Genomic DNA, 24,068 nt, shown 5'->3' on the forward strand with positions numbered 1-24,068 from the left:
AAATGCCGTCAGAAAAGAGATTGCTCTGCGGATTTCCGCAGAGCGGTCTCGCGACGCTAGTTAGACCGCACGCAACAGCAGTTCAAAGAGCAGCATGCCAGCAATCGACATGGTCACGGCGCTTGCGATCATGGGGCTTGTGGCGTTTTCCAACGCTTCTGGGATCAACTCAGAAAGGGTCATCCAAATCATGGCTCCAGCGGCAAGTCCCAAACCAATGGGCAAGAATGGCGTGAAAAAGGTCACAAACATGAACGCGGGAACCGCCAAGAGGGGCTGGGGCAAGCTTGAAAAGACGCTCCACCCCATGGCTTGCCAGACCTTCGCGCCCCGCGGCACCAGTACAAGCGCAATGGCTAGGCCTTCCGGAATGTTATGAATCGCAATCGCCGCCGTGATGAATTCGCCCAGGTTGCCTTCTCCAGCGTAGGCAACGCCGACGCCCACCCCTTCAGCGGCAGAATGCAGTGTCATAATGCCAACGATCATGAGCATTTTGACCGCGTCTGCCCCCACGATATCGCCGATGTGAAAATTGTCGTAGCGTTCAATGATTTGATGGCTGATTGCGATAAAGACAAAGCCACCGACTAATCCTAGGATCGTCCGTGTCGGGCTAAGGGCCATACCTTCCTGAAGCAGGCTGAAACTGGCCGCAATCATCAAGCCCGCCGCAATCCCATTGCAGATGGAAACAGCTTTCGGCGACATGCTGCGCCAGATGACGAAAGGCAAAGGGCCAAGGCCCGTGGCCAAAGCCGTAATCAATGCAGCGAGAAAGACATAAATGACAGGGTCCATAGCAGCCTCGATTGTCGCAGAAATCCGGACGCTGAATACGTCTGGATCGCTAATTTGGTCACGTATGTGCTCAATTTAGAATTATTCTAAAACAATTAAAAGACCTAATTTGAGTAAGCGATGCGAGGGTGCATCGATCTTAAAGCAATGCGTCTTTGTCCAAGCCAAGCTTCACGATTTTTTCATTCAAAGTCCGTCGCCCAATGCCAAGTGCCTCGGCTGCTGCGTCCATGCGGCCTTCGTGAGACCGGACCGCTTTGGCAATCAACTCCCGCTCTAGTGCGGCCACGGCTTCGCGAAGCGTGGCGGGGAGGTCATCCATCTGTGAGCCACCAGAAATCGATTGGGCCAAAGACCCTGCGCCGCGACGGGCAGACAACACCCGGCGCTCACAGACATGACGCAGTTCGCGCACATTGCCGGGCCAGTTATGGGCGAGCATCGCCGTCAGGTCTTCGGGCAGGATTTCTGGTGCTTCGATTTCATAAATACGTGCATATTCCGCCAAGAAATGCGCGGCCAATATGGTCAGGTCATCCGGGCGTTGACGCAAAGGCGGCACGGTTATGGTGACCGTATTGATGCGGAACAGCAGGTCTTGGCGGAGGCGTCCGTCGGTGACGGAAGCGCTGACATCTTGGTTGGTGGCCGAAAGCACGCGGAAGTCCACGGGGATTGGCGTGCTTGCGCCTATGGGCAGGACTTCTTTGTCTTCAATGACGCGCAGCAATTTTGCTTGCACTTCGAGGGGGCAGGCACAGATCTCATCTAAAAATAACGTGCCGCCTGACGCAGCCACAAGGCGCCCTTTGTTCTGACCTTCCACGCCAAACATCTCGCTTTCAAAACGGTCCGAGGAAAGCGCGGCGCAATTGACCGCGAGGAAGGGCGCATCGGGCCGTTTGCCAAGATCGTGCAGCGCACGGGCAACGAGTTCTTTGCCTGTGCCCGTTTCTCCTTCGACCAAAATCGCCACGTCGGTTTCCGCGAAATCAAGGATGTCTCTGCGCAGATTGGCGACGTCTTCGGTCTCGCCAAGCAAAATTCGGTCGAGACCGGACAGACGATAGAGGCGCTCTTTTAGCCTTTCATTGCTGAGACGCATGCGGGACTGTTCTGCTGCGTGGCGCAGGGCTGTCAGCAAACGACGTGGCTCATATGGCTTTTCCAGGAAACTGTACGCGCCGTTTTGCATGGCTTCCACTGCCATAGGGATATCGCCATGGGCACTGATAAGAACCACCGGAGGTGCTTCTGCATCCAGACTGGCGAGCAGTTCCAGCCCGGACATGCCCGGCATGCGCACATCAGACAGGATCACATCTGGCACGGACCCTTTCAGGTGATCAGCCACTTTGGAAGCGCGGGAAAGCGCCTCCACCTGCCACTCGGCAGCTTCCAAGAGATCCACCAAGGATTGACGCATGCCTGTGTCGTCATCAATGACCAAAATGCGGAATGGGGAAGGGTCGCTCATCGATCAAGTCTCGCTCAAAGCTATGGGCAGGGTCACGCGGAACACCGCGCCGCCCCGTTGGGCATTGCGCGCGGTCATTTGGCCACCGTGATCGTTTACGATACTGGCAGAGATCGCAAGGCCAAGCCCCATGCCTTGGCCGCTCTCGCGGCTTGTGACAAAGGGCTCCTGCAGGTCGGCCAGCGTGGCTTCCCCCAAACCATGGCCTGTGTCGCGGATTTCAAACCAAGCAGCGCCATCAGAGTGATCCAGCGTGACAGATAAGGCCCGCGCGTCGCTGTCTTCCATGGCGTCAATCGCGTTGCGCAGGAGGTTCGTCATCACCTGCTCTAAACGCAAACGGTTGCCGCGGACGGTGACCGAGGTTTTAGGTATCGTCAGGTCCACTTGGACTTCGCGGGTGGTGATATTTGGTTCCACCAATGCCAGTGCTGCACGCATGGCAGCGCAAAGGTCCACGTCTTGAAACGGGTCGTCTTCGCTGCGGGCAAAGAACTTGAGCTGACGGGTGATACCTTCCATCCGGTCCACAAGACCGCCAATCTTGCCCGTGAACCGCGTGTCTGCTTTGGTACCGATTTCAGCGGCCGCCACATGATTGCGCATTGCGGCAATGGGTTGGCCCAGTTCATGGGTCACGGAGGCCGCCAGTTGCCCGAGCGCCGCCAAGCGGCTGGCCTGTTCCAGCTCCTTTTGCGTGCGCTGCAATCTGCGTTCCGCTGTCCGACGCTCATCGATTTCCACCGCCAAACGTTCATTGGCACTACGCAAAATCGCTTCTTCTTTCTCTGAACGGGCGAGCGCGCGGGCCACGCGCCGGGCGCGTTGCACTTGGGCGGCGATCAATAGCGCCCCAGCCAGAAGAACGATGAGCGCGGCAACCAGCCAACTGCGCGCAATCGCCTGATCGTCACTTGCGAAATAGTGCAATGTCCAGCCATGCGGCAGATCGTTCGCACGCAAGTAAATGCGTTCGACCCCTGCGACTTCAGCCTTTTGGTCGTTGAGTTGTTTCCAATCTAACGGGGCAAGCGGCTGGCCAGTGAATTGGCGCGCCTGTTGGATGGTTGCACGCTGTTGATCTGAAAGAGGGCCAAGGGTGCGGTATCGCCATTCAGGCTGAGACGACAACAGGATAACGCCATCTTCATTGGCCAAGAAAACTTGTTCACCCGCGTTACGCCAGCGATCTTCCAGATTGGCGAAGGCGATTTTGATGGCAATCACGCCTTCTATCGTGCCGCCTGCGCTTAGAACGGGGTCCGCGATGAAATAGCCCGGCAGGCCCGTCGTTGCGCCGATGGCATAGAACTGACCCGTGTCACCAGCAAGCGCGTCGCGGAAATAGGGGCGGAAGCCGTAGTTTTGGCCGACAAAGCTAGAAGGGTCATCATGGTTTGAGGCCGCAACTGTCAGGCCTTCTGTGGTCATTAGGTAAATGGCATCTAGCCCGGCCGCGTCGGCCATTCCGTTGAGGCGCTTATTGAGCACATCAGTTTCGCCGCCCTCTGCCGTGCTCAGTACAAAGCTATCGCGCGCAAGCACATAGGTGAGGTGCGAGAACCGATCGATTTCGGCGACCACTGAGCTGCGGTAAAGCGAAAGACGGCCCTCTGCGCGGGCCTGTTCTTGGGATGTGAACAGGGAATGTGAGACCTGAAAGCCAATCACCGACAGAGCAATTGTCGCCAATAAAGGCAGAATGTATCGAAGCGATGCCATGTGTCTCTCCCAAACGGAATCGCGCGCATATGGGTCTCTCCGCTGCCCAAAGATGCGCTAAATTCCGCAAGGGGCACCCTATGGGCATTTGAGGCGGGCAGACAAGGGGGCAAAAATGTTCGGTTTTCATGATGGTTGAAATCGCATTGTTTGATCCAAATATGTCGCTGCGACATTCACCCGTGACATAGGCGCCTCTTGACCTCCTTTGATCCGGTTGCCACTAACGACTTAAGCCACGCAAAGGGGACCAGATGGCGCGCTCACCTCAGCCAGCAAAAACCGAAGATGAACGGGAAAAGTCCAAGGATGTAGGCGCCTTGCGCCAGTTGGCCCCGTTTATCAAGCCATACCGATTCTTGGCGATTTTCGCTGGGATGGCGCTGGTGCTCACAGCGACAATTTCCTTGATCATGCCAATGGCGGTGCGCCGGGTGGTGGATAATTTCCGCGCTGCTGACGCGGCTTTGCTGGATCAGTACTTCCTGTCAGCCATTGCAATCGCCGGACTTTTGGCGATTGGCACAGCGCTGCGCTACATGCTTGTGACTAAGCTGGGCGAAAGGGTCGTGGCCGACATTCGCAAAGCGGTTTTTGAGCGCGTGATGGGCATGAGCCCCGCGTTTTATGAAAAGATCATGACCGGTGAAGTGCTGAGCCGCATCACCACGGATACGACCTTGATCCTCTCTGTGATTGGCAGCTCGATTTCCGTGGCGCTGCGCAATGTGCTGCTTTTGCTGGGCGGTTTGGTGTTGATGCTGTTCACCTCGGCCAAGTTGACAGGGCTTGTGCTGTTGATCGTGCCAATGGTGATTGTGCCGATCGTTGTTTTGGGACGGCGCTTGCGTAAGCTTTCCCGTGAGAACCAAGATTGGATTGCTGAAAGCTCTGGCAACGCCTCTGAGACGCTGACAGCGGTGCAGACGGTGCAGGCCTTTACCCATGAAGCCGATAGCCGCCAGAAGTTTGTGGACATTACTGACCTGTCGTTGGGAGCTGCGCTGCGCCGAGTGAATACACGGGCTTTGATGACCTCGATCGTGATCTTCCTGATTTTCTCCGGCGTGGTTGGAGTGCTTTGGATCGGCGCGCATGATGTGCGTGTCGGCGATATGAGCCCAGGGGTTTTGATCCAATTTGTGATTTACGCAGTGATGGTGGCGGGCTCTGTGGCGGCGCTGTCAGAGATCTGGGGCGAGTTACAACGTGCGGCTGGCGCGACGGAGCGTTTGGTGGAACTGCTGCAAGCAGAAGATACGGTTCTTGATCCAGAAAGTCCGGTCGAGCTTGGTGATACGGTTCGTGGTGAGATCACCTTTGAGAATGTGAACTTCAACTATCCTGCGCGACCAGATATTCCGGCCTTGCAAGACGTAAGCATCACGATCAGGCCCGGTGAAACCGTCGCTTTTGTCGGACCATCCGGGGCGGGTAAGACCACCATCATTCAGATGATTCAGCGTTTCTATGATCCCTTGTCAGGTCAGGTGCGTCTCGACGGGGTCGCGCTGAACGAAATGGAGCGCACGCATTTCCGCCAAAACATTGCTCTGGTGCCTCAGGATCCAGTGATTTTTGCAGATACCGCGCGAGAAAACATTCGCTTTGGCCGTCCGGACGCGACAGATGGGGAAGTGGAGGCCGCTGCCCAAGCCGCGGCTGCGCATGAGTTTATTGCTAAATTGCCTGAAGGCTATGACAGCTATGTGGGCGAGCGCGGAGTGATGCTATCCGGTGGCCAAAAGCAGCGTATCGCCATTGCACGCGCAATCCTGCGGGATGCACCGGTCTTGTTGCTGGATGAGGCAACCTCTGCATTGGACGCAGAAAGCGAGCGGCTTGTGCAGCAAGCGGTTGAGGGGCTGGCGGAAACACGCACCACCATTATTGTCGCCCACCGTTTGGCGACGGTGAAAAAGGCTGACCGGATTATTGTTATGGATCAGGGGCGTATTGTGGCGCAGGGGCGTCATGATGAATTGGTCGCTGAGGATGGACTTTATGCCAAACTGGCGCGTTTGCAGTTCACAGATGGAGTTGCCGCATAAGGTATTGGGTCTTTGCCCAACTTTTGGTTCCGAGGGGGCTTCGCCCCCGTGCGAACTGCGTTCCCACTCCCCCAGGATATTTGAGCCAAAAAGAAAGCGCGGACTGGGGTTTAGGATTAATTCGAGTGTTGAATCCTCTTGTTCGACGTAACGTTCGCACTAAAGTTGACCTGCGGGTAAGCTTGCCTTGAGTAGGCTGATTTTGCCACATTCGGTAAACGCCAAAACCACCCGGGGAGAAGGGGTGGCGCTGACTGAGGGAGGACCTAATGAATTTTGCATCTTGTGCAGATCGCGACGCCATTGAGCAGGAAATGCCGTGGGAAGAGCGTGACGTTTCTAAAACCATGTATCAATTCCTTACCCACGCGCGAGATCGGTTCCCGAACCGGCCTGCGGTGAGTTACCAATTGACGTCCGGTCCAAAAGACAAAGCGGAGACTTTGACTTGGGACGAATTGCACAGGTTTACCGTTCAGGCTGCCAATCTGTTTCGCAGCCTCGGTGTCGGCGAGAATGATACCGTCGCCTATGTATTGCCAAACGCCAACGAAACGCTGTTCGCGCTTTTTGGTGGGATGATTGCGGGCATTGCGAACCCGATCAACCCGCTGCTGGAACCAGAGCAGATCGCGTCGATTTTGCGTGAGACTGATGCCAAGGTTGTCGTGACGCTGAAGGCGTTCCCCAAGACCGATCTGCCTCAGAAAGTGACTGAGGCGGTGCGTCATGCGCCGCACGTCCACACCGTTCTTGAAGTAGACCTGCTGCGCTATCTGACGCCGCCGAAGAGCTGGATCGTTCCGTTGATCCGCCCCAAAAATGATGGCGAGCACCATGCGGAAGTGCTGGATTTCCGTAAAGAAATGGCAAAGCACAACACCACGCTGGATTTTGAAGACAGTGCAGGCGACCGGGTGGGGGCTTATTTCCACACTGGCGGCACCACCGGCATGCCGAAAGTGGCGCAGCACCGTTACGATGGCATGGTCTATAACGGTTGGCTGGGCGATACGCTGCTCTTTACCGAAGAAGACACGATCATGTGTCCGCTGCCCTTGTTCCACGTATTTGCGGTTCAGGTGATCATGATGTCCGCGATTGCATCGGGTGCTCACGTGGTCTTTCCAACCCCGCAGGGCTATCGCGGCGATGGCGTCTTTGACAATTTTTGGAAGCTTATTGAACGCTGGAAGATCAGCTTTGTCATTACCGTTCCAACGGCAGTATCTGCCTTGATGCAGCGCCCGGTGGATGCGGATATCTCTTCCGTCAAAGTGGCTTTCTCAGGCTCCGCCCCAATGCCAATGGAGCTTTTCAAGCGTTTTGAAGAAGCCTCCAAGGTGACCATTGTCGAAGGCTATGGCCTCACCGAAGCAACCTGTCTTGTGTCTTGCAACCCACCGAGCGGTGAGAAGAAGGTGGGCTCTGTCGGTATTCCATTCCCTCACACCGATGTGCGGATCATCAAGCAGACCGCGGATGGTCCCGTTGAATGTGCAACCGACGAGATCGGTGAGATTTGCATTTCTAACCCGGGTGTCTATGCGGGGCACACCTACACCGAAGCGGATAAAAACGCGGATTTGTTCCATGCCGATAAATATCTGCGCACCGGTGACCTCGGTCGCATCGATGAAGATCGCTATCTTTGGATCACGGGGCGCGCGAAAGACCTGATCATTCGGGGCGGCCACAATATCGATCCAGCCGAAATTGAAGAAGCTTTGGCGCAGCACCCAGCCGTCGCAATGGCAGGTGCAATCGGTCAGCCCGATAGCCATTCAGGCGAATTGCCTTGTGCCTATGTGGAGCTGGTCGAAGGGGCTGAGGTGACCTCAGAGGAACTGCTGAGCCACGCAAAGACATTGGTTCACGAGCGGGCAGCGCATCCAAAGCATGTAGAAGTGCTGACTGAGTTGCCAAAGACCGCTGTGGGCAAAGTGTTCAAACCGGACCTGCGCAAAATGGCAATTACGCGCATCTATGATGCTGCTTTAGAAGAGGCGGGCGTTCCTGCGCGGGTCTCTGAGGTTATCGACGATAAGAAACGCGGCCTGGTGGCACGTTTGGCCAAGAATGGTGCCGATGACGCCGCCGTTGGCAACGTCTTGGGGTCCTTTACGCGACCTTGGGAGTGGGTGGACGGCTAATTCCTCCATTCGTTTTAGAAAAGGCATGTTGTTTTTAAGTTCATGTCTTTTCAAACGCGCATGTTGCCGCTAACACATGTTGAAACACTGTGTGGGAGGAAAGTGACGGATCAAACCGTCACCATTGCCTCCTGCATATTCTTTGGCATTTTGGTTTTAGCCTGTCTTTCGCAATGCTGAGGACAGGCAAGACCGTGAGGAGGGGACCCAAATGACGCATATTCTGGCCATCGATCAAGGCACAACTTCCAGCCGCGCCATCGTGTTTGATGCGCAGATGAAGATCGTGGCCAGTGCGCAAGAGGAATTCCCTCAACATTTCCCGCAATCGGGCTGGGTGGAACATGATCCCAAGGATCTGTGGAACACCACTTTGGCGACCTGCAAAGACGCTGTTGCCAAGGCGGGGCTTGAGATGGGGGACATCACCGCAATTGGGATTACCAATCAGCGGGAAACCACCTTGATTTGGGATCGCGAAACCGGCGAGCCTGTACATAACGCCATCGTCTGGCAAGACCGCCGTACAGCTGACATCTGCCGGATCTTAAAATCAGAGGGCCATGAAGCCCTGATCACCAAGACCACAGGGCTTTTGCTGGATCCTTATTTTTCTTCCACCAAAGTGAAGTGGATTTTGGACCATAACGAAGGTCTGCACGCCCGCGCGCGGCTGGGGCAATTGGCCTTTGGCACAGTGGACAGCTGGATCATTTGGCAACTCACGGCAGGCAAGCGTCATGTGACCGATGCGACCAACGCTGCGCGGACGATGCTCTATGACATTCATAACGGTGAGTGGTCTTCAGAAATATGTTCTTTGCTGGATGTGCCACAAGCGATCCTGCCAGAAGTGCTTGATTGTGCAGCAGATTTTGGCGTGACGGATGCCGGTGTGTTTGGTGCAGAAGTGCCAATTCTTGGCGTTGCAGGTGACCAGCAAGCCGCGACCATCGGCAATGCGTGTTTTGAACCGGGGATGCTTAAATCCACCTACGGAACCGGGTGTTTCGCTTTGCTGAACACTGGGGATAAACCGGTCACCTCTCAAAACCGTTTGCTCACGACCATCGCTTATCAGCTAGATGGGAAACCAACCTACGCGCTGGAAGGCGCGATCTTTATTGCAGGGGCCGTGGTGCAATGGCTCCGCGACGGGTTGGGCATTATTGAAGACGCCAAAGAGACCCAAGCACTGGCTGAATCTGCTGATAAATCACAAGATTTGATCCTTGTGCCAGCCTTCACGGGGCTTGGGGCGCCATATTGGGCGCCGGACTGCCGCGGGGCGATCTACGGCCTGACCCGTGGGTCTGGGCCTGCTGAATTTGCACGGGCTGCACTGGAGAGTGTTGGTTTCCAAACCCGCGATCTTTTGGAAGCGATGCAGGGTGATATGGGCGGCGAAAGCGAAGCAAAACTGCGGGTGGATGGCGGCATGACCGCCAGCGATTGGACGATGCAGTTCCTTGCGGACATTACCGGCGCGCCTGTAGATCGGCCGACGGTTCTGGAAAGCACCGCTTTGGGGGTCGCATGGCTGGCTGGAATGCGGGCAGGGGTTTACCCATCCCAAGAAGAATTCGCTGCGCAATGGGCGCTCGACCGAACCTTTGAGCCAAAGATGCAGGCGCCGTATCGCGAAGATCGCTATGCGGGTTGGAAAAAAGCGATTGAGGCGACGCTGTCGGTCTGATTGCAGGTGGGGTGAAACCCCACCCTACGACCACTGATCGGTATCGATCCAGATCGTGACAGGGCCATCATTCACCAGTGACACTTTCATATCCGCGCCAAAGATGCCTTTGGCGATGGGTACACCTGTTTCAGCCAACGCACTCGCGAAATACTCGTAGAACGCATTGCCGTCTTCAGCGCCGCAGGCCGATGAGAAACCGGGGCGATTGCCGCTTTTGGTGTCCGCAGATAGGGTGAATTGGCTCACCACCAAGGCGCTGCCGCCGATATCCAGCACAGACTTGTTCATCTTGCCGTTCTCGTCGGTGAAAATGCGCATCTTGCTGATCTTGGCTGCCAGACGATCCGCCTCAGCATTGGTGTCCCCCTTCATGGCACAAATCAGCACCAGAAGGCCGTGCTCGATCTCTCCGACAACTTCGCCATCCACACGGACTGCAGCCTCGGAAACCCGTTGAATCAATGCACGCATGTTCTTAACCTTATGATCTTATTGGTTCATTGCGACGACGTAACCCACGCCCGCCGCGATGATTGCGCCAAATACCACCGCAATAGCGATTTTCCAAGCAGACCAAGGGCGTTCGCCCTGAACCCGGCCGGTGCGTCCGTTGACCACAAAACGGTAGGTCTTGCCGCGGTACTTATAGGCAGCCATCCAGACCGGCAGCAGGACGTGCTTAAAGGTCACATCTGAGATCTGCGTGTCGATCTTATGGACCCTTTGCCGGTCTCCGCCGATGTCAAATTTCACATCGCGATGAATGACCCGGTCCATATGGGCGCGGGCTTCAACAAAACCCTCTTCCAACTCGACCGAGTAGCCCTCGGCTCGAAATCCGGCGAGGAATTCTGGGCGGTAGGGCTCCATTGCGCCAAGATCCCATGGCTCTAGAGCATCCGTAAAGCGTTTGGGCAGACTTTTTGAGGCCAGGACCAGCACATCATCAAAGAACCGCGCTACCTGGCCAGAGACTGCGCGCCAACGCACTTTGGTCACGCGCTGCTGCTCTTGTTTTCCGTCACGCATGACGGTGCGTGTTTCGTGGTATTCAGTGCCGCGCTCGCCGCGATAGCTGGACTTGGTGTCCGCATCAAAGGTCCAATAGGGTACATAGATGCCGTCCATCTTACGACCCTTGCGCGCGTATTCCTGCAAGCCATTGGGGGCAAACCACAGCTTACCCAACCAATCCGTCATGGCGCGGTTGGCCGCCCGTTCGTCCAGCGCAAAAGGCAAAACGCCCTTTGGCTTGATCTGACGATGGGTGCCCGTATCGACCACCACGGGTGTCGCACAGAATGGGCACTCAGAAGAGTGGGTGACCTCGTCAAACTCCACCTGCGCGGCGCAGTTGGGGCATTTGGAAATCCGGGTCTCTTCAATCTCTTGCGCAGGCAAAAGGTTGTTGATGGCTGCTTTGAAGTCGAGCTCGTTGATTGAGCCCTGCCACGGGCCGAGCTCGGGCATGTCAGCGGTGGAGCCGCAATGGTCGCAAACCAATTGCTTCTCTCGCGGCGCAAACCGGTAATCCGCCCCGCATTGATCACACGGAAAACGATGCGTCGTTTCGGGCGCAGGGGCGGGGGGCGGCATGTTGGTCATGGTCGTCCGGACGAATGTGTTGCGTTAGGGATTATGCACCAGGCGGCGGAGGCGGTGGCATCACGGTGAAGAGCTGTGCAAGTTCTTGCACATCTCCGGCCGCCAACCAGCCGTCTTGACCCGCGGTCCAGACATAGGTTTCGCGCGTCAGCGTGCCATCAGCAGCCATCTGACCCAAACGTGCTTTGGAGAATGGGCCCGTGGTTTTGCCGTTTTCGGCAATATGCCAAACATGTTCGACCGGCGGAGGCGGTGGGGCAGGTTGCGCTGCTTGGGGTGCTTGCCCCCAAGGGCCCGGCTGGCCGCCCATCATGCCTTGCGCCATCTGCAGACCCATGGCTGCGCCCATTCCCATTCCCATGGCATCACCGGCACCGCCACCGTTGCCAACAGCTTCGGCGGCTTTCCATTTCATGTGATCATTCAGGTTGCCCGCAATGCCGCGTGATGTGCGGTCATCCAGTGCTTGCTCTACCGCTGGCGGCAGAGAGATATTTTCAATGTAAAGCTCTGGGATCGACAATCCGTATTGCGCAATCACTGGATCAATCGCCTCAGCGACGATCTTGCCGAATTCAGCGGTATTTGCCGCCATATCCAGCACCGGAATGCCTGCGCCTGCGATGACCCGAGAGAATTCCTGAACGATGATGTTGCGGATCTGGAACGAGATTTCGTCCATGGTGAATTCACCATCGGTGCCCACGATTTCCGTGAGGAACCGGGCAGGATCAGAGACGCGGATCGAGTAGGTGCCGTAGGCACGTAGGCGGACTGGGCCGAACTCTGGATCGCGGGCGATGATCGGGTTTTTTGTGCCCCATTTCAGATCGTTAAAGCGTGTTGTGTTGACGAAGTAGATTTCAGATTTGAATGGGCTTTTGAAACCGTGATCCCAATGCTGAAGCGTTGTCAGGATTGGCATGTTGTTGGTTTCAAGCATGTAAAGACCGGGCGTAAACACATCCGCCAGCTGGCCTTCATGCACAAACACCGCCGATTGCCCCTCGCGCACGGTCAGCTTTGCACCGTACTTTATCTCATGGCCTTCACGTTCAAACCGCCAGACCATGGTGTCACGCGTGTCATCGGTCCAATGAATGACATCGATGAATTCACCGGTCAGAAAATCAAAAATACCCATTGGACACTCCTTACTTGGTCACAGGTGAAACTACAGGCTTTCCGCCGTTAGGGCGAGCGCCATTTCGTTGACGATGGGCCGCGCCTCAGTTGCGCTCATACCGATGTTAAGCCGTGGATCGTAAAGCATTTGCAACAGCTTTTCGTCGTGGCTGGTGAGGTAGGCGAACTCATCGTCGTCGTTGAAAATCGAGGGGCGGGCTTGGTCGCTGTCATTCATCAATCCCATGCCTTGCGCGATTTCCTCGTGGAAACAGGATTTGCGCAGCAGATCTGGGTGTTCAGCGCGCACGATGGCGACGGCGGATTGGATCGTTGGCATTGGACCGTCTGCGTGGTTCACAATGATCAGGCAATGCATGTCGCGCGGCAGGTTTTGCAGTAGCGATTGATTGATGCGCGAGAGGTTTGGCAGAAGTGCCGCAAAACGCGGCTGCATGGCAGCACGGTCGTCTTCACCAATGACTAAGACATGAAAATTTGACCGCATTGGGCTGACGCGCATCGGGTGGCCGGTGATGCCTGACAAGCGGCTAACAAATGCCTGCACGGTGGCTTTGTCCTCTTGGCGCTGGTTGTCACTGACACTGGGCCCGAATTCGATTTTAACCCGGATCGGCGCGGTCCAACGTGCGAGGCGGCGCGCACCTCCATCTGATGCTTCAAGACGTGCGCCGATCTGGTGTTCGTCGTAAAAGGCAATGCGCTCGAAATTACGCGCGAGCATCGTAGAGGTATAGGGGCTATCCGGCCCGCCCCCGTCAGTGCGTAGCAGGTCTTGGACCAAAAGGTCTGCTTGCAAATTGGAATAGTATTTCGCGATGGCCTCGCTTTGCTGGCTTGGCACAAACGGTTGCGCCGAGGGCAAGGGCAGGGCCACCGGAGTTGGATTAGGGGACCGCGCATCCGGATCAGCCAAAGTGCAGGCGCTGAGCGCGCCCGCAAAAAGGCAAAATTTCAGGATGCGTGGAACCATACTGTCTTATTCGCCGCCAGTTGCAGTTGCGACTGTATCGCCCAGACCTGTTGCTTTGGCTTTTGCCGCAGCCAACGTGTCGCGCAATTCCGCTTCCATCGCCTTAAGGTCTTCTTCTGCTGCCGCGCGTTTGGCTTTGCCTTCGTCAGCAATCTGCAGGCTTTCCTCGATGGTGCCGATCAGATCTGCATTGGCTTGCTTGACGGCTTCGATATCAAACACACCACGCTCCATCTCTTCGCGGATCATCTTATTGCTGTCACGCAGGTTCTTGGCATTCGCGGTCAGCAACTCGTTTGTCAGATCATTGGCATCACGAACAGCCGCCGCTGCTTCTGCGGAGCGTTGGATCGTAACGGCCTGTGCCAATTGGGTTTCCCAAAGCGGCACGGTGTTGACCAAGGTTGAATTGATCTTGGTGACCAAAGACTTGTCGTTTTCCTGCACCAATCGGATAGAGGGCAGGGACTGCATGGTCACCTGACGGGTCAGCTTCAGGTCGTGCACGCGACGTTCTAGATCATCGCGCGCTGCGCGTAGGTCGCGCAGCTCTTGCGCCTTCATCACCTGATCTTTTTCCTCTGCCGCTTGCACCTCAGCTTCTTTGGCTGGGATGTCATTGGCATCCAGATCAGCAATCTTGGCTTCGCCTGCTGCGATGTAAAGCGCCAACTCGTCATAGAAGCTTAGGGTCTTTTCATAGAGCACATCCAAAGACTTGATGTCTTTCATCAGGGTGTGTTCGTGATCCAGCAGGTTTTCGGTGATCCGGTCGATCTGATCTTGGACCTCTTCAAAGCGCGCAGTGAATTTCGCAAATGGCGCGGCGCGGCCTAAGAGTTTTTCCCAGAAAGACCGCTCGCGACGCACGTCCAGTTCGGAAACAGAGAAACCACGGATTGTGGTCACGATATTGCGCAGGCTATCGCCCGCTGGACCCACGTCTTTGTTGCGTACGTCCTGCAGCATCGCTTGGCTGATTTCTTGCAACTCAGATTGCGCCGCAGAGCCAAAGGTCACGATGGAGTTGGTGTCGCTCATGTCGAGCTCGGCCATGCGCTTTGTGATTTCGGCGCTGGTGGGTTTGTCCGCGTCCGCGAGCGGCACAATGGCATTCGCCTCGATTGGCTCTGGCAACACCACTGCGGTGACTTCATTCACTTCGGCCAATACGGCCTCGGCTTTTTGACGGATGGTCTCAGACATGTATTTCCCCTCGTTAAATTTGTTCACGCATCATTTCTGATGCCTTCGCGTTGCAGTCTTTCGCGCAACACGTCGATTTCGATTGTCAGATCAGAGTGATCGTTCTGCAGAAGTTTCTGGGTGCGTGCCGCGAAGTTCTGTTCCAGATCATCCAGCAATTCCGCATAGCCCGTGCGCGCCTCTTCGCTTTGATTGCGGCTGTAAACATCGGCAAACTTCGCCGTCGCATCGCGTGCGCCCTTTAAATAAACGCTAAGGTATTTACGCGCAGAGGTCAGGTCACGCGGATCATCCTCAATGGTGCGGAAAAGATCGCGTGCGGTTTTCTGAAAGTCCTCGACCCGTCGCTCCATCGGCCGACTGCCAGCGCGCTTGATCGCGTCAGACATCGCGGTCAGGTGGTTCTCCGCTTCGTCAACAGCGCGCGCGACCCGGTCCGTCTGGTAGGTATCAATACCTTCCGCGCCTTTGTCCTTGAGCGGGTCAAAACCGAAGGCAAAGCTGTGAATGACAGTGCCAAGCACACCAAAGATGGCTGCTTCGATGGCGCCAAATCCAGCGATGCCTGCGGTGGCCAGGCCAAGCCCTGTCAAAAGCGAGCCAAACATCTTACGTGGCAGGGCTGGTCGACGGGCAACTTTACGTGCCTCATAGGCTTCTTGGGCCAAAATCCCTTCGCGCGTCATCCAGGCGGCTAAAAGCAACACCCCTAGCGCCACAAGATATTGCGCCATAACGATTGGCTCGGACGTGAAGGCTTTCCAGATCAATGGAAGGGGCGCAATGAACAACATATTGGTGCGGCCGCCAGCTTTGCTGCGCTTGGCATTCAGGAAAGGGCCGGGCTTTTGCGCCTCGTGCTGTTCTGTGGAGCCATCCGGGCTAAATTTTCCACCATACCGCTTGGCCATTATGTGCCACCTCCCGCGATGGAGACGTAGAACATCAATATGACAAGCAAAACAAACGCCAGTTTTTGCAAACCTGTGTCTGACATAAATGTGATTTCCCCAGTAAGCCTGCCAGAAACCTAGGAAGTTTCGCTCTTCGTTACTAGGGGGAAGAAATCGACGGAGGTATCACGGCGGGGCTTCGCCGCCGCGACAATTTTTGTTTGAAGCGCCAGTTAGTGGCGGGTTTCAGCAGTGCGCTCTGTGTTCAGTTTGCGCGCATAGCCCGACTGGATGATCTCTACGAGGAAGAGCACGACAACGCTGAAGTAGAAGGTGGTCTTAGACATCGGCTCCAGCGCATAACCAAAGAACTTAAGCGCAAGGTCATCGTCATGCATCGCGTGAGACGCCGCAACACCCGCTTCGCCAAGCAGCACCACACCAACGATTAACAAAATGAAGAGGCCCAGCACCTCGTACATCCGGTTGCGTTCCAGGAATGCGGTGACCCCGTCCGCAAGAACCAACATCGCTGCGCCGGATAGTAGGATGGCGATGGCCAAGATCGGGAAGACATCGGTGATCGCAAGCGCGGAAAGCACGGAATCAAAAGAGAAAATCAGGTTCATCATCACGATCAATGCAACCACTTTCACCGCTGATTTGCCGGATTTATGATCCACATCCGCATCCAAATGCTGGATGGTCAGCATATGGCTGATCTCTTTCACCGCGGTGTAAATGATAAAGATACCGCCCAGAATGAAAATCAAAGTGGCGAAGTTCACGCCGCCTTCGATAAGTCCGGGGCTGTTGAAGATCCAGAAGGGTTCGGACAGCGCATCAATCAGCCGGATCATCGTAAAGAGCAGCACCACCCGCAGGGCGACTGCGATGATAATGCCCCAAAAGCGCACGGCGCGTTGGTGGGCAACGGGCGCGCGTTGGCTCTCGATAGAAATATAAAGCAGGTTATCAAACCCAAGCACGGCCTGCAGGAAGCAGAGCATTAAAAGATTGCCTAGATTTTCAAAAGTTAACAGTTCGGCCATGGTTTGCCCTCGTTCGCATCGCTGGTTTTACGAAGGCATAACGCAACTTAGGGCAGGGGCAAAGCAACGATGGCGGGGAAAATGCAACGTGCTGGCACCGTTCAAATCAGTGACGACAGATAAGGCCGATGGTTAGGGTTTGCGCTTTGGCGTGAACTTGCGCGGTGCGTTTGGTTTTTTGCCACCAGGCTTCTCTGCCGACTTTCCGCGAAACGCCGGTTTGGCTGCACCGGGCTTACCTGATTTTGCACCTGGCTTGCCAACTCTCGAACCCGGTTTGCCTGCTGGTCCGCTGCCCGGTTGACCACTCGGCTTTCTGCGACGTTGCGGTTTTTTGCGCTCTTCCGGCGGCACTGCGCCGTCCAGACCCAGCTGGTCGCGCACCACCCGTCTGCGCAGCTCATCCACTTCGCCGGGTTTCAAATCCCCCAGTTGAAACGGGCCATAAGCCACACGAATAAGCCGGTTCACGGTCAGCTCAATCGCCGCCATTGCGCGGCGGATCTCGCGGTTTTTGCCCTCTTTCAAAGACACGGTCAGCCAAGCGTTGGCCCCTTGTTGACGATCAAGGCTGATGGTCATGGGGGCGAAACGCTCGCCATCCACGGTGATACCGCGGCGCAGGGGGGTAAATGTCTCCTCGGTCGGGCGGCCATTCACCCGGACCTTATATTTGCGCACCCAACCGGTTGCCGGCAGTTCAAGCTTGCGTTTGACCTCACCATCATTGGTCAAAAGCAACAGACCTTCAGAGTTCAAATCAAGCCGTCCAACCGTCATCACATGTTTGGGCATTGTGTCCGGTAGCGCATCAAAAATCGTAGACCGGTCTTTTTCGTCTTTATGTGTGGTCACAAGACCAACTGGCTTGTGATAGAGCCAAATCCGTTCCGGTTCTTTTTCAGCAATGCGCTTGCCATCTACCTCAATGAGATCACGCTCCCTTACGTTCAGCGCAGGAGAGGTCAGAACCTGCCCATTCACCGCCACGCGACCTGCTTCAATCATGCGCTCCGCATCCCGGCGCGAGGCAATCCCGGCACGTGATAGAACTTTGGCGATACGGTCGCCCGCGGGCGTTTTTTTGGAAGGATCATGGGTCATTTGCGCTTCCTAGCGCCGATTGCCCCATTGCGAAAGGGTCAATCATCGGGCATCTCCTGAATTCATGAGTGCTTTCAAAAGCCATATGGACCTTGCCCTAAGCGAAGCCCGCGCCGCCGCCGCGCGCGGCGAAGTGCCTGTTGGTGCGGTTGTCATCGGCCCTGATGGTGCCATTCTCGCGCAAGCGGGCAATCGAACCCGAGAGCTCAATGACCCGACGGCCCATGCCGAAATCCTAGCCATTCGCGCGGCCTGCGAGAAACTCGACTCTGAACGCCTGCCGGGTTGCGATCTCTACGTGACGCTAGAGCCGTGCCCAATGTGCAGTTCTGCGATTTCTCAATCCCGCATCGCGCGGCTTTACTATGGGGCCTCTGATCCAAAGTCCGGCGGTGTCGCCCATGGTCCTAAAGTCTTTGATCACCCCCAAAGCCACCACAAACCTGACGTCTATGACGGCATTGCCGCAGAAGACTGCGAAGCAATCCTGAAAACCTTCTTCCGCGACAAACGCCCATAGCTTCTTCTTTGCAAAAATACTCACATGAAACGGGCGCGGGAGAGTGAACCCTTGTTCACGCTGGGGCGAAGCCCCCATATTCCTTCCGAACGAATAAGCGAGCGACAAATGGATCTCACTCAAACCCTTGATGGCTATTGCGAACGCCTCGACCCAAGCTTTTGGGCGGAACCGATCAACGCGATCACCAATGTCGCCTTTCTGATCTCAGCCATCATCATGTGGCCGCGCAGCAGGGAACTCGCGATGGCGCGCCTTCTTTGCGTGATCCTATTTGTGATCGGCATCGGCAGTTTCCTGTTCCACACCTACGCCCAAACCTGGGCGGCCATCGCCGATGTGCTTCCCATCATTGCCTATGTGCTAGCTTATATCTTCGCGGCGACCCGAGATTTCTATGGACAAAAGACATGGGTTGCAGCGCTCGCAGTTGCGCTCTTCTTCCCATACGCCGCAGCGCTGGTGCCGCTCTTCGCTCAAATCCCGGGCTTTGAAAGCTCATCCGCCTATGGTCCGGTGCCGCTATTGATTGTGATTTACGCCGTCGGCCTCAGAAACAAAGCGCCTCAAACCGCGAGAAACCTCGCGATTGGGGCCGGACTAATCTGTCTCTCACTCTTCCTGCGCTCCATTGATATTCCACTTTGCCATGCGTTGCCTTACGGCACCCATTTCCTTTGGCATGTGCTCAATGCGGTGGCTCTAGGCTGGATGATTGAAACCTACCGCCGACACATGCTTGCACCGCCCAAAAACCTTGGCTAAACGCTACACCCAAGTTTCATTTGGAGTTTGCCAATGTCGATAGACAAGGACACCGCGGCGCGCGTTGCAAAACTGGCGCGTATCAAGGTCGAAGAAGACGCGCTTCCGGCGCTGGCCGAAGAATTCAACACGATCCTTGGCTTTATTGAGCAACTCAATGAGGTCGATGTGGACGGTGTTGAACCGATGACCTCTGTGACCCCGCAAAAACTCAAACGCCGCGTCGATGAAGTGACCGATGGCGATCAACAAGACAAAGCGCTGTCAAATGCGCCAGATGCACGCGAAGGGTTCTTCGCAGTTCCAAAGGTGGTCGAGTAATGTCTGATCTGAACAAACTCACACTGGCCGAAGCACGCGACAAACTGCGCGCCAAAGACGTAACTTCTGTTGAACTGACAGAAGCCTGCCTGAAAGAAATCGAAGGCGCTGGCGCGCTCAACGCATTTGTGCACAACACACCGGAGCTGGCGCTTGAACAGGCGAAAGCGGCAGATGCGCGTTTGGCTGAAGGCGATGCACCGGCAATGTGTGGTCTGCCGATCGGCATCAAAGACCTCTTCTGCACAAAAGGTGTGCCATCCCAAGCGGCAAGCCGCATCTTGGAAGGCTTTGTGCCGGAATATGAATCCACGGTCTCGCAGAACCTGCTGGATGCAGGTTCCGTGATGCTGGGCAAGCTGAACATGGATGAATTCGCCATGGGCAGCTCCAATGAAACATCTGTCTATGGCAACGCCGTGAACCCATGGCGTCGCGAAGGCGACACTGCAGAGCTCACTCCGGGTGGCTCTTCCGGCGGTTCTGCCTCTGCTGTTGCGGCCGACCTTTGCCTTGCGGCGACCGGCACTGACACAGGCGGTTCCATCCGCCAGCCCGCTGCCTTCACAGGCATCACCGGCATCAAGCCGACTTATGGTCGTTGCTCCCGTTGGGGCGTTGTGGCCTTTGCCAGCTCGCTGGATCAAGCGGGTCCCATGACCAAATCCGTGCGCGATGCGGCGATCATGCTAGAAGCCATGTGTGGTCACGACCCAAAAGACAGCACTTCCATGGACCTGGCCGTGCCAAATTTTGAGGCCATGCTGACCGGCGATATCAAAGGCAAAAAGATCGGTATTCCAAAAGAATACCGCATGGACGGCATGCCGGCAGAGATCGAAAAACTGTGGGAAGACGGCACAGCGATGCTGAAAGCCGCTGGTGCCGAGATCGTTGATATCTCTCTTCCACACACCAAATACGCGCTGCCAGGTTATTACGTGATTGCGCCAGCAGAAGCGTCTTCAAACCTTGCGCGCTATGATGGCGTCCGCTACGGCCACCGCGCGACTTTGGATGCGGGTGACGGCATCACGGAAATGTACGAAAAGACCCGTGCCGAAGGCTTTGGCTCAGAGGTCCAGCGTCGTGTCATGGTTGGCACTTACGTGCTGTCTGCTGGTTTCTATGACGCCTATTACAACCGTGCCCGCCGGGTCCGTGCCCTGATCAAGAAAGACTTCGATGATGTCTACGCCACCGGCGTTGATGCGATCTTGACCCCGGCCACCCCATCTGCGGCCTTTGGTTTGGGTGAGATGAACGATGCCGATCCGGTGAAAATGTATCTCAACGATGTCTTCACCGTGACCGTAAACCTCGCAGGCCTGCCCGGTATCACCGTCCCAACCGGCACCGATAGCCAGGGTCTGCCGCTGGGTCTGCAGCTGATCGGCCGTCCTTGGGAAGAGGGCGATCTGCTGAATACTGCCTATGCGCTTGAGTCTGCGGCTGGTTTCGTAGCCAAGCCGGGCAAATGGTGGTAAGACGCTCCTCAAAGCAAAAAGGCAAAGTAAAAAGCTGAGAGGCGAAGTGATGCGGTGGATTTTCTCAGGATGCGCAATTCTGGCTCTGGCGGCATGTGACCCGCCGGTGCCTGACAGCGCGGCTGGTGTTGGCTTTGACAACAGCAATTTCAACCGTTCCGCGCCGCGGGGCTTTGAGCCATCTGTGCCGCCTGCACAGGCGGTGTCCTCGGAAACTCTGGACGTACTGGAGGCGACCGGGCCGGTGACACCACAGACAGGGCAGTCAACGGATGGCCGTCAGGTCGTTGAGGCAAGCCCATCTAACCCAGCGCCTGTTCAACTTGAAAATGCTGGTATCTCGGATGAAAACGACTTTGACGCCGTTGGCTCTCGTCGCAGCATCGAAGACGACGCGCGTCGGCGGGAACAGATCGCAGGGCAGTATCAAGTGGTTGAAGCCACCAAACTGCCCACCCGCACCGCATCGGCTGGCCCGAACATTGTTGAGTTTGCCCTGCAGCATACCAACCCACTGGGCAATCCAATCTATCAACGTTTTGGCCTGAACGCGGTGGCACGCTTTGACAAAAACTGCCGCAAATACCCAAGTGCGGACCAAGCCCAGATTGATTTTCTAAGCCGTGGTGGCCCGCAAAAAGACCGTCTTGGGATTGACCCGGATGGCGACGGCTATGCGTGCAGCTGGAACCCAACGCCGTTCCGCAGCCTAAGCAACTGATCGCGCCGCGCGCCTTGGATATCATCCAAACGCCATCCCCAAACTTTGGCCCGCGCCGCGATGGCGCGCGCCCCTCGTTGATTGTGCTGCACTATACGGCAATGAAAAGCGCCGAGGCGGCGTGCAAAACGCTCTGTAATCCTGACACGGAAGTTTCGGCGCATTACCTGATTTCCTCTAAAGGCGTGATCCAGCAACTGGTGGCGGAAGAGATGCGCGCCTGGCATGCCGGGGTAGGGCAATGGGGAGAGATCACGGATGTGAACTCCCACTCCATTGGGATTGAATTGGATAACCTTGGCACTCACGGGTTTGCGGAGCCACAAATGGCCGCACTGGAACTGCTATTGCCGCAAATCATGCAACGCTGGTCGATCCCTGCGCAAAACGTCATCGGCCATTCCGATCTTGCTCCGCACCGCAAGATCGATCCGGGCCCGCGTTTTGATTGGAAGCGGCTTGCGCTTCAAGGGCTCGCGGTCTGGCCCGACAATGTTGCTGCACCTGTAGACATGTGGTGGTGGAAGGACTTAGCAGATAGCTTCGGCTATCCCATTTTCGGCGATTTTGGGGAGGATGTAGATGCAGAGGCTGCCTGCTTCCAAGCCTTCCGCAGCCGCTTCCGTCCTTGGGCCAAAGGCCCACAAGACCAAGAAGATGCCCGCATCATGGCGCGGCTTGCGGCGCAATCCACCCAATAGCCTTCTTCTTTGCAAAAATACTCAAAACGCGTGGCCAGCCAAAACCACCCCGTTGACGGCTCTTGTCCCACCCCCTATCACTCCCTCTCGCACAGGGGGCTGGATGGCCGCGGGGGCAACCTCGAGGAAAGTCCGGACTCCACAAGGCAATGGTGCCGGGTAACGCCCGGCTGGGGAAACCCAAGGGATAGCGCCACAGAGAAGAGACTGCCCTGCTTGTCAGGGTGATGGTGAAACGGTGGGGTAAGAGCCCACCGCGGGACTGGCAACAGAACCGGCGCGGCAAGCCCCACCAGGAGCAATGCCAAATAGGGACCGCGTGCCGCATGGCAGGGGTGTCTTGCCCCGAGCAGGTCCGGGTTGGCAGCTAGAGGGCGCTTGGCAACAGGCGCTTTAGATGAATGGTCATCCAAGGGTTTCGACCCTGGACAGAATCCGGCTTATAGGCCCCCTGTGCTGATACACTGCGTATATTTTCATCTTCTTAAGCATATCTGAGGCAGTTTTTTCTTGCTCAAACGGTCAAGTTTTGAACGAATGAGAAAATATTTGCTGAATTTCCGAGCAATCTGCTCGGTGCGGTAGAACCGGGGCATGCTGAATATCGCTCATCAAATGGCTGCCGAAATAGCATCTTTTGGTACAACGGAGAGGCTTAATGAATAAACTTACGACACTCACAGCGGCGATGACCCTCGCCGCGACATCCGCCATTGCCGGGGGCCATGGCACTGATGTGCCATTCGCGCTTGATTGGAAATTCGAAGGCCCATCAGCGCCTTACTTTGCAGCGATCGACAATGGTCACTTCAAAGAAGCGGGGCTGAACGTAGAAATCACCGCGGGCAAAGGCTCCCTTGATGCGATCCCAAAAGTCGCCACAGGCGCTTTCCCAATTGGATTTGCGGATATCAACTCGCTGATCAAATTCTTGGACCAAAACCCGGGTGCACCGGTGATTGCCGCGATGATGGTTTACGACAAACCACCATTTGCTGTGATTGGCCGCAAATCCCTGGGCGTTTCAGGGCCTGCTGATCTACCGGGCAAAGTGCTCGGTGCTCCACCGCCAGATGGCGCATGGGCGCAGTTCCCGATCTTTGCCAAGGAAAACGGCATCGATATGGACTCAATCACCGTGGAACCCGTCGGCTTCCCAACACGTGAGCCGATGCTGGCCGAAGGAAATGTGGCATCCATCACTGGGTTCTCTTTCAGCTCTTACCTGAACCTCGTGCGCCTTGGGGTGCCAGAAGATGATATCGCCACCATCCTGATGGCGGATTACGGTCTGGATCTTTATGGCAACGCGATCATCGTGAATACCGAGTTTGCCGAAGCAAACCCAGAGATCGTCAAGGGCTTCTTGGGCGCGGTCGCTAAAGGCTGGAAAGACGCCATTGCTGACCCAGCGGCGGCTATCCCATCTTTGATCGAACGCAACCCAGCAGCGGATGCGGCACTGGAAGAACGTCGTCTGAAGCTTGCCATCGATGCCAACGTGGTCACCGACTATACCATGGCCAACGGCATGGGCGCGATTGATGCGGCGCGTCTGGACAGCGCGATTGAGCAGATCGGCTTGGTCTACGAGTTCACAAACGCACCAGACGCGAGCCTCTATTTCACCGATGCATACCTGCCTGAAGGCGGCTTTGCTCTGAAATAAGT

Annotated in this window: 21 protein-coding genes and 1 other RNA gene; 11 read left to right on the forward strand and 11 right to left on the reverse strand. The window is 56.1% G+C overall.

Translation table 11 applies throughout. From position 1 onward, the window contains the following. Window positions 1–60 precede the first annotated feature (60 nt). The 3 genes from TA5113_RS06955 to TA5113_RS06965 all read right to left on the reverse strand — a co-directional run bounded on the left by TA5113_RS06955 (window position 61) and on the right by TA5113_RS06965 (window position 4,000). A complete protein-coding gene (locus tag TA5113_RS06955) occupies window positions 61–801 on the reverse strand; it encodes a ZIP family metal transporter (RefSeq protein ID WP_058315611.1) in 741 nt (246 codons plus the stop codon). Between the two features lie 139 nt (window positions 802–940). Beyond that, complete coding sequence (locus tag TA5113_RS06960; protein WP_058315612.1) at window positions 941–2,278, reverse strand: sigma-54-dependent transcriptional regulator; 1,338 nt, start codon at window positions 2,276–2,278, stop codon at window positions 941–943. Window positions 2,279–2,281: 3 nt separating this feature from the next. Continuing rightward, window positions 2,282–4,000, reverse strand: coding sequence for a sensor histidine kinase (locus tag TA5113_RS06965; protein WP_058315613.1), 1,719 nt, complete (start codon window positions 3,998–4,000; stop codon window positions 2,282–2,284). 254 nt (window positions 4,001–4,254) lie between these two features. Between TA5113_RS06965 and TA5113_RS06970 the strand changes: the two genes are divergently transcribed. The 3 genes from TA5113_RS06970 to glpK all read left to right on the forward strand — a co-directional run bounded on the left by TA5113_RS06970 (window position 4,255) and on the right by glpK (window position 9,900). Then, the gene (locus TA5113_RS06970) at window positions 4,255–6,051 is read left to right on the forward strand and encodes an ABC transporter transmembrane domain-containing protein (protein WP_058315614.1); all 1,797 of its coding nucleotides are present in this window, start codon (window positions 4,255–4,257) and stop codon (window positions 6,049–6,051) included. A 269-nt stretch (window positions 6,052–6,320) separates the two neighbouring features. Continuing rightward, complete coding sequence (locus TA5113_RS06975) at window positions 6,321–8,204, forward strand: acyl-CoA synthetase (RefSeq protein ID WP_058315615.1); 1,884 nt, start codon at window positions 6,321–6,323, stop codon at window positions 8,202–8,204. A gap of 211 nt (window positions 8,205–8,415) precedes the next feature. Then, a complete protein-coding gene (glpK, locus tag TA5113_RS06980) occupies window positions 8,416–9,900 on the forward strand; it encodes a glycerol kinase GlpK (RefSeq protein WP_058315616.1) in 1,485 nt (494 codons plus the stop codon). Window positions 9,901–9,924: 24 nt separating this feature from the next. Here glpK and dtd read toward each other — a convergent pair whose 3' ends face one another. The 8 genes from dtd to TA5113_RS07020 all read right to left on the reverse strand — a co-directional run bounded on the left by dtd (window position 9,925) and on the right by TA5113_RS07020 (window position 17,882). Next, window positions 9,925–10,374 (reverse strand): D-aminoacyl-tRNA deacylase, encoded by a 450-nt coding sequence (dtd, locus tag TA5113_RS06985; protein WP_058315617.1) that lies wholly within the window; start codon window positions 10,372–10,374, stop codon window positions 9,925–9,927. Between the two features lie 18 nt (window positions 10,375–10,392). Further along, window positions 10,393–11,508, reverse strand: a complete 1,116-nt coding sequence (locus TA5113_RS06990; RefSeq protein WP_058315618.1) for a TFIIB-type zinc finger domain-containing protein — start codon at window positions 11,506–11,508, stop codon at window positions 10,393–10,395. 31 nt (window positions 11,509–11,539) lie between these two features. Next, a complete protein-coding gene (locus TA5113_RS06995) occupies window positions 11,540–12,652 on the reverse strand; it encodes an SPFH domain-containing protein (RefSeq protein ID WP_058315619.1) in 1,113 nt (370 codons plus the stop codon). Window positions 12,653–12,682: 30 nt separating this feature from the next. Continuing rightward, window positions 12,683–13,627, reverse strand: coding sequence for a DUF2927 domain-containing protein (locus tag TA5113_RS07000; protein ID WP_058315620.1), 945 nt, complete (start codon window positions 13,625–13,627; stop codon window positions 12,683–12,685). A 6-nt stretch (window positions 13,628–13,633) separates the two neighbouring features. Further along, window positions 13,634–14,833, reverse strand: a complete 1,200-nt coding sequence (locus TA5113_RS07005) for a toxic anion resistance protein (protein WP_058315621.1) — start codon at window positions 14,831–14,833, stop codon at window positions 13,634–13,636. A gap of 23 nt (window positions 14,834–14,856) precedes the next feature. Then, complete coding sequence (locus TA5113_RS07010; RefSeq protein ID WP_058315622.1) at window positions 14,857–15,744, reverse strand: 5-bromo-4-chloroindolyl phosphate hydrolysis family protein; 888 nt, start codon at window positions 15,742–15,744, stop codon at window positions 14,857–14,859. A gap of 215 nt (window positions 15,745–15,959) precedes the next feature. Beyond that, on the reverse strand, window positions 15,960–16,778 hold the full coding sequence (locus TA5113_RS07015) for a TerC family protein (protein WP_058315623.1): 819 nt from the start codon (window positions 16,776–16,778) through the stop codon (window positions 15,960–15,962). Window positions 16,779–16,910: 132 nt separating this feature from the next. Continuing rightward, window positions 16,911–17,882 (reverse strand): pseudouridine synthase, encoded by a 972-nt coding sequence (locus TA5113_RS07020; protein WP_058315624.1) that lies wholly within the window; start codon window positions 17,880–17,882, stop codon window positions 16,911–16,913. 64 nt (window positions 17,883–17,946) lie between these two features. Here TA5113_RS07020 and TA5113_RS07025 point away from each other — a divergent pair, with 64 nt between their 5' ends. The 8 genes from TA5113_RS07025 to TA5113_RS07055 all read left to right on the forward strand — a co-directional run bounded on the left by TA5113_RS07025 (window position 17,947) and on the right by TA5113_RS07055 (window position 24,066). Further along, on the forward strand, window positions 17,947–18,402 hold the full coding sequence (locus tag TA5113_RS07025; RefSeq protein WP_058315625.1) for a nucleoside deaminase: 456 nt from the start codon (window positions 17,947–17,949) through the stop codon (window positions 18,400–18,402). A 108-nt stretch (window positions 18,403–18,510) separates the two neighbouring features. Next, entirely contained in the window at window positions 18,511–19,167 is a 657-nt protein-coding gene (locus tag TA5113_RS07030) for a ceramidase domain-containing protein (protein WP_058315626.1), read from the forward strand. A 33-nt stretch (window positions 19,168–19,200) separates the two neighbouring features. Beyond that, window positions 19,201–19,488, forward strand: coding sequence for an Asp-tRNA(Asn)/Glu-tRNA(Gln) amidotransferase subunit GatC (gatC, locus tag TA5113_RS07035; protein ID WP_058315627.1), 288 nt, complete (start codon window positions 19,201–19,203; stop codon window positions 19,486–19,488). Continuing rightward, window positions 19,488–20,975, forward strand: coding sequence for an Asp-tRNA(Asn)/Glu-tRNA(Gln) amidotransferase subunit GatA (gene gatA / locus TA5113_RS07040; RefSeq protein WP_058315628.1), 1,488 nt, complete (start codon window positions 19,488–19,490; stop codon window positions 20,973–20,975). The genes gatC and gatA overlap by 1 nt, the downstream gene beginning before the upstream one ends. Before the next feature lie 49 nt (window positions 20,976–21,024). After that, on the forward strand, window positions 21,025–21,696 hold the full coding sequence (locus TA5113_RS07045) for a hypothetical protein (RefSeq protein ID WP_058315629.1): 672 nt from the start codon (window positions 21,025–21,027) through the stop codon (window positions 21,694–21,696). A gap of 14 nt (window positions 21,697–21,710) precedes the next feature. Then, complete coding sequence (locus tag TA5113_RS07050; RefSeq protein ID WP_370736434.1) at window positions 21,711–22,397, forward strand: N-acetylmuramoyl-L-alanine amidase; 687 nt, start codon at window positions 21,711–21,713, stop codon at window positions 22,395–22,397. A gap of 91 nt (window positions 22,398–22,488) precedes the next feature. Continuing rightward, an RNA gene (gene rnpB / locus TA5113_RS07775) (RNase P RNA component class A) lies at window positions 22,489–22,856 on the forward strand. 199 nt (window positions 22,857–23,055) lie between these two features. After that, complete coding sequence (locus TA5113_RS07055) at window positions 23,056–24,066, forward strand: ABC transporter substrate-binding protein (RefSeq protein ID WP_082625908.1); 1,011 nt, start codon at window positions 23,056–23,058, stop codon at window positions 24,064–24,066. The last annotated feature ends 2 nt before the right edge of the window (window positions 24,067–24,068 follow it).

Origin of the sequence: Cognatishimia activa (assembly GCF_001458335.1) — a bacterium.
Classification (GTDB): Bacteria; Pseudomonadota; Alphaproteobacteria; order Rhodobacterales; family Rhodobacteraceae; genus Cognatishimia; species Cognatishimia activa.

What these genes read in the sequence shown, in the direction of transcription:
- glpK (WP_058315616.1), top strand. Translation starts at nt 8,416, where the DNA reads ATGACGCATATTCTGGCCATCGATCAAGGCACAACTTCCAGCCGCGCC.
- TA5113_RS06955 (WP_058315611.1), bottom strand. Translation starts at nt 801, where the DNA reads ATGGACCCTGTCATTTATGTCTTTCTCGCTGCATTGATTACGGCTTTG.
- TA5113_RS07005 (WP_058315621.1), bottom strand. Translation starts at nt 14,833, where the DNA reads ATGTCTGAGACCATCCGTCAAAAAGCCGAGGCCGTATTGGCCGAAGTG.
- gatA (WP_058315628.1), top strand. Translation starts at nt 19,488, where the DNA reads ATGTCTGATCTGAACAAACTCACACTGGCCGAAGCACGCGACAAACTG.
- TA5113_RS07055 (WP_082625908.1), top strand. Translation starts at nt 23,056, where the DNA reads ATGAATAAACTTACGACACTCACAGCGGCGATGACCCTCGCCGCGACA.
- dtd (WP_058315617.1), bottom strand. Translation starts at nt 10,374, where the DNA reads ATGCGTGCATTGATTCAACGGGTTTCCGAGGCTGCAGTCCGTGTGGAT.
- TA5113_RS06975 (WP_058315615.1), top strand. Translation starts at nt 6,321, where the DNA reads ATGAATTTTGCATCTTGTGCAGATCGCGACGCCATTGAGCAGGAAATG.
- TA5113_RS07030 (WP_058315626.1), top strand. Translation starts at nt 18,511, where the DNA reads ATGGATCTCACTCAAACCCTTGATGGCTATTGCGAACGCCTCGACCCA.
- TA5113_RS07010 (WP_058315622.1), bottom strand. Translation starts at nt 15,744, where the DNA reads ATGGCCAAGCGGTATGGTGGAAAATTTAGCCCGGATGGCTCCACAGAA.
- TA5113_RS06970 (WP_058315614.1), top strand. Translation starts at nt 4,255, where the DNA reads ATGGCGCGCTCACCTCAGCCAGCAAAAACCGAAGATGAACGGGAAAAG.
- TA5113_RS07015 (WP_058315623.1), bottom strand. Translation starts at nt 16,778, where the DNA reads ATGGCCGAACTGTTAACTTTTGAAAATCTAGGCAATCTTTTAATGCTC.
- TA5113_RS06960 (WP_058315612.1), bottom strand. Translation starts at nt 2,278, where the DNA reads ATGAGCGACCCTTCCCCATTCCGCATTTTGGTCATTGATGACGACACA.
- TA5113_RS07045 (WP_058315629.1), top strand. Translation starts at nt 21,025, where the DNA reads ATGCGGTGGATTTTCTCAGGATGCGCAATTCTGGCTCTGGCGGCATGT.
- TA5113_RS07020 (WP_058315624.1), bottom strand. Translation starts at nt 17,882, where the DNA reads ATGACCCATGATCCTTCCAAAAAAACGCCCGCGGGCGACCGTATCGCC.
- TA5113_RS06965 (WP_058315613.1), bottom strand. Translation starts at nt 4,000, where the DNA reads ATGGCATCGCTTCGATACATTCTGCCTTTATTGGCGACAATTGCTCTG.
- TA5113_RS07000 (WP_058315620.1), bottom strand. Translation starts at nt 13,627, where the DNA reads ATGGTTCCACGCATCCTGAAATTTTGCCTTTTTGCGGGCGCGCTCAGC.
- TA5113_RS06995 (WP_058315619.1), bottom strand. Translation starts at nt 12,652, where the DNA reads ATGGGTATTTTTGATTTTCTGACCGGTGAATTCATCGATGTCATTCAT.
- gatC (WP_058315627.1), top strand. Translation starts at nt 19,201, where the DNA reads ATGTCGATAGACAAGGACACCGCGGCGCGCGTTGCAAAACTGGCGCGT.
- TA5113_RS06990 (WP_058315618.1), bottom strand. Translation starts at nt 11,508, where the DNA reads ATGACCAACATGCCGCCCCCCGCCCCTGCGCCCGAAACGACGCATCGT.
- TA5113_RS07025 (WP_058315625.1), top strand. Translation starts at nt 17,947, where the DNA reads ATGAGTGCTTTCAAAAGCCATATGGACCTTGCCCTAAGCGAAGCCCGC.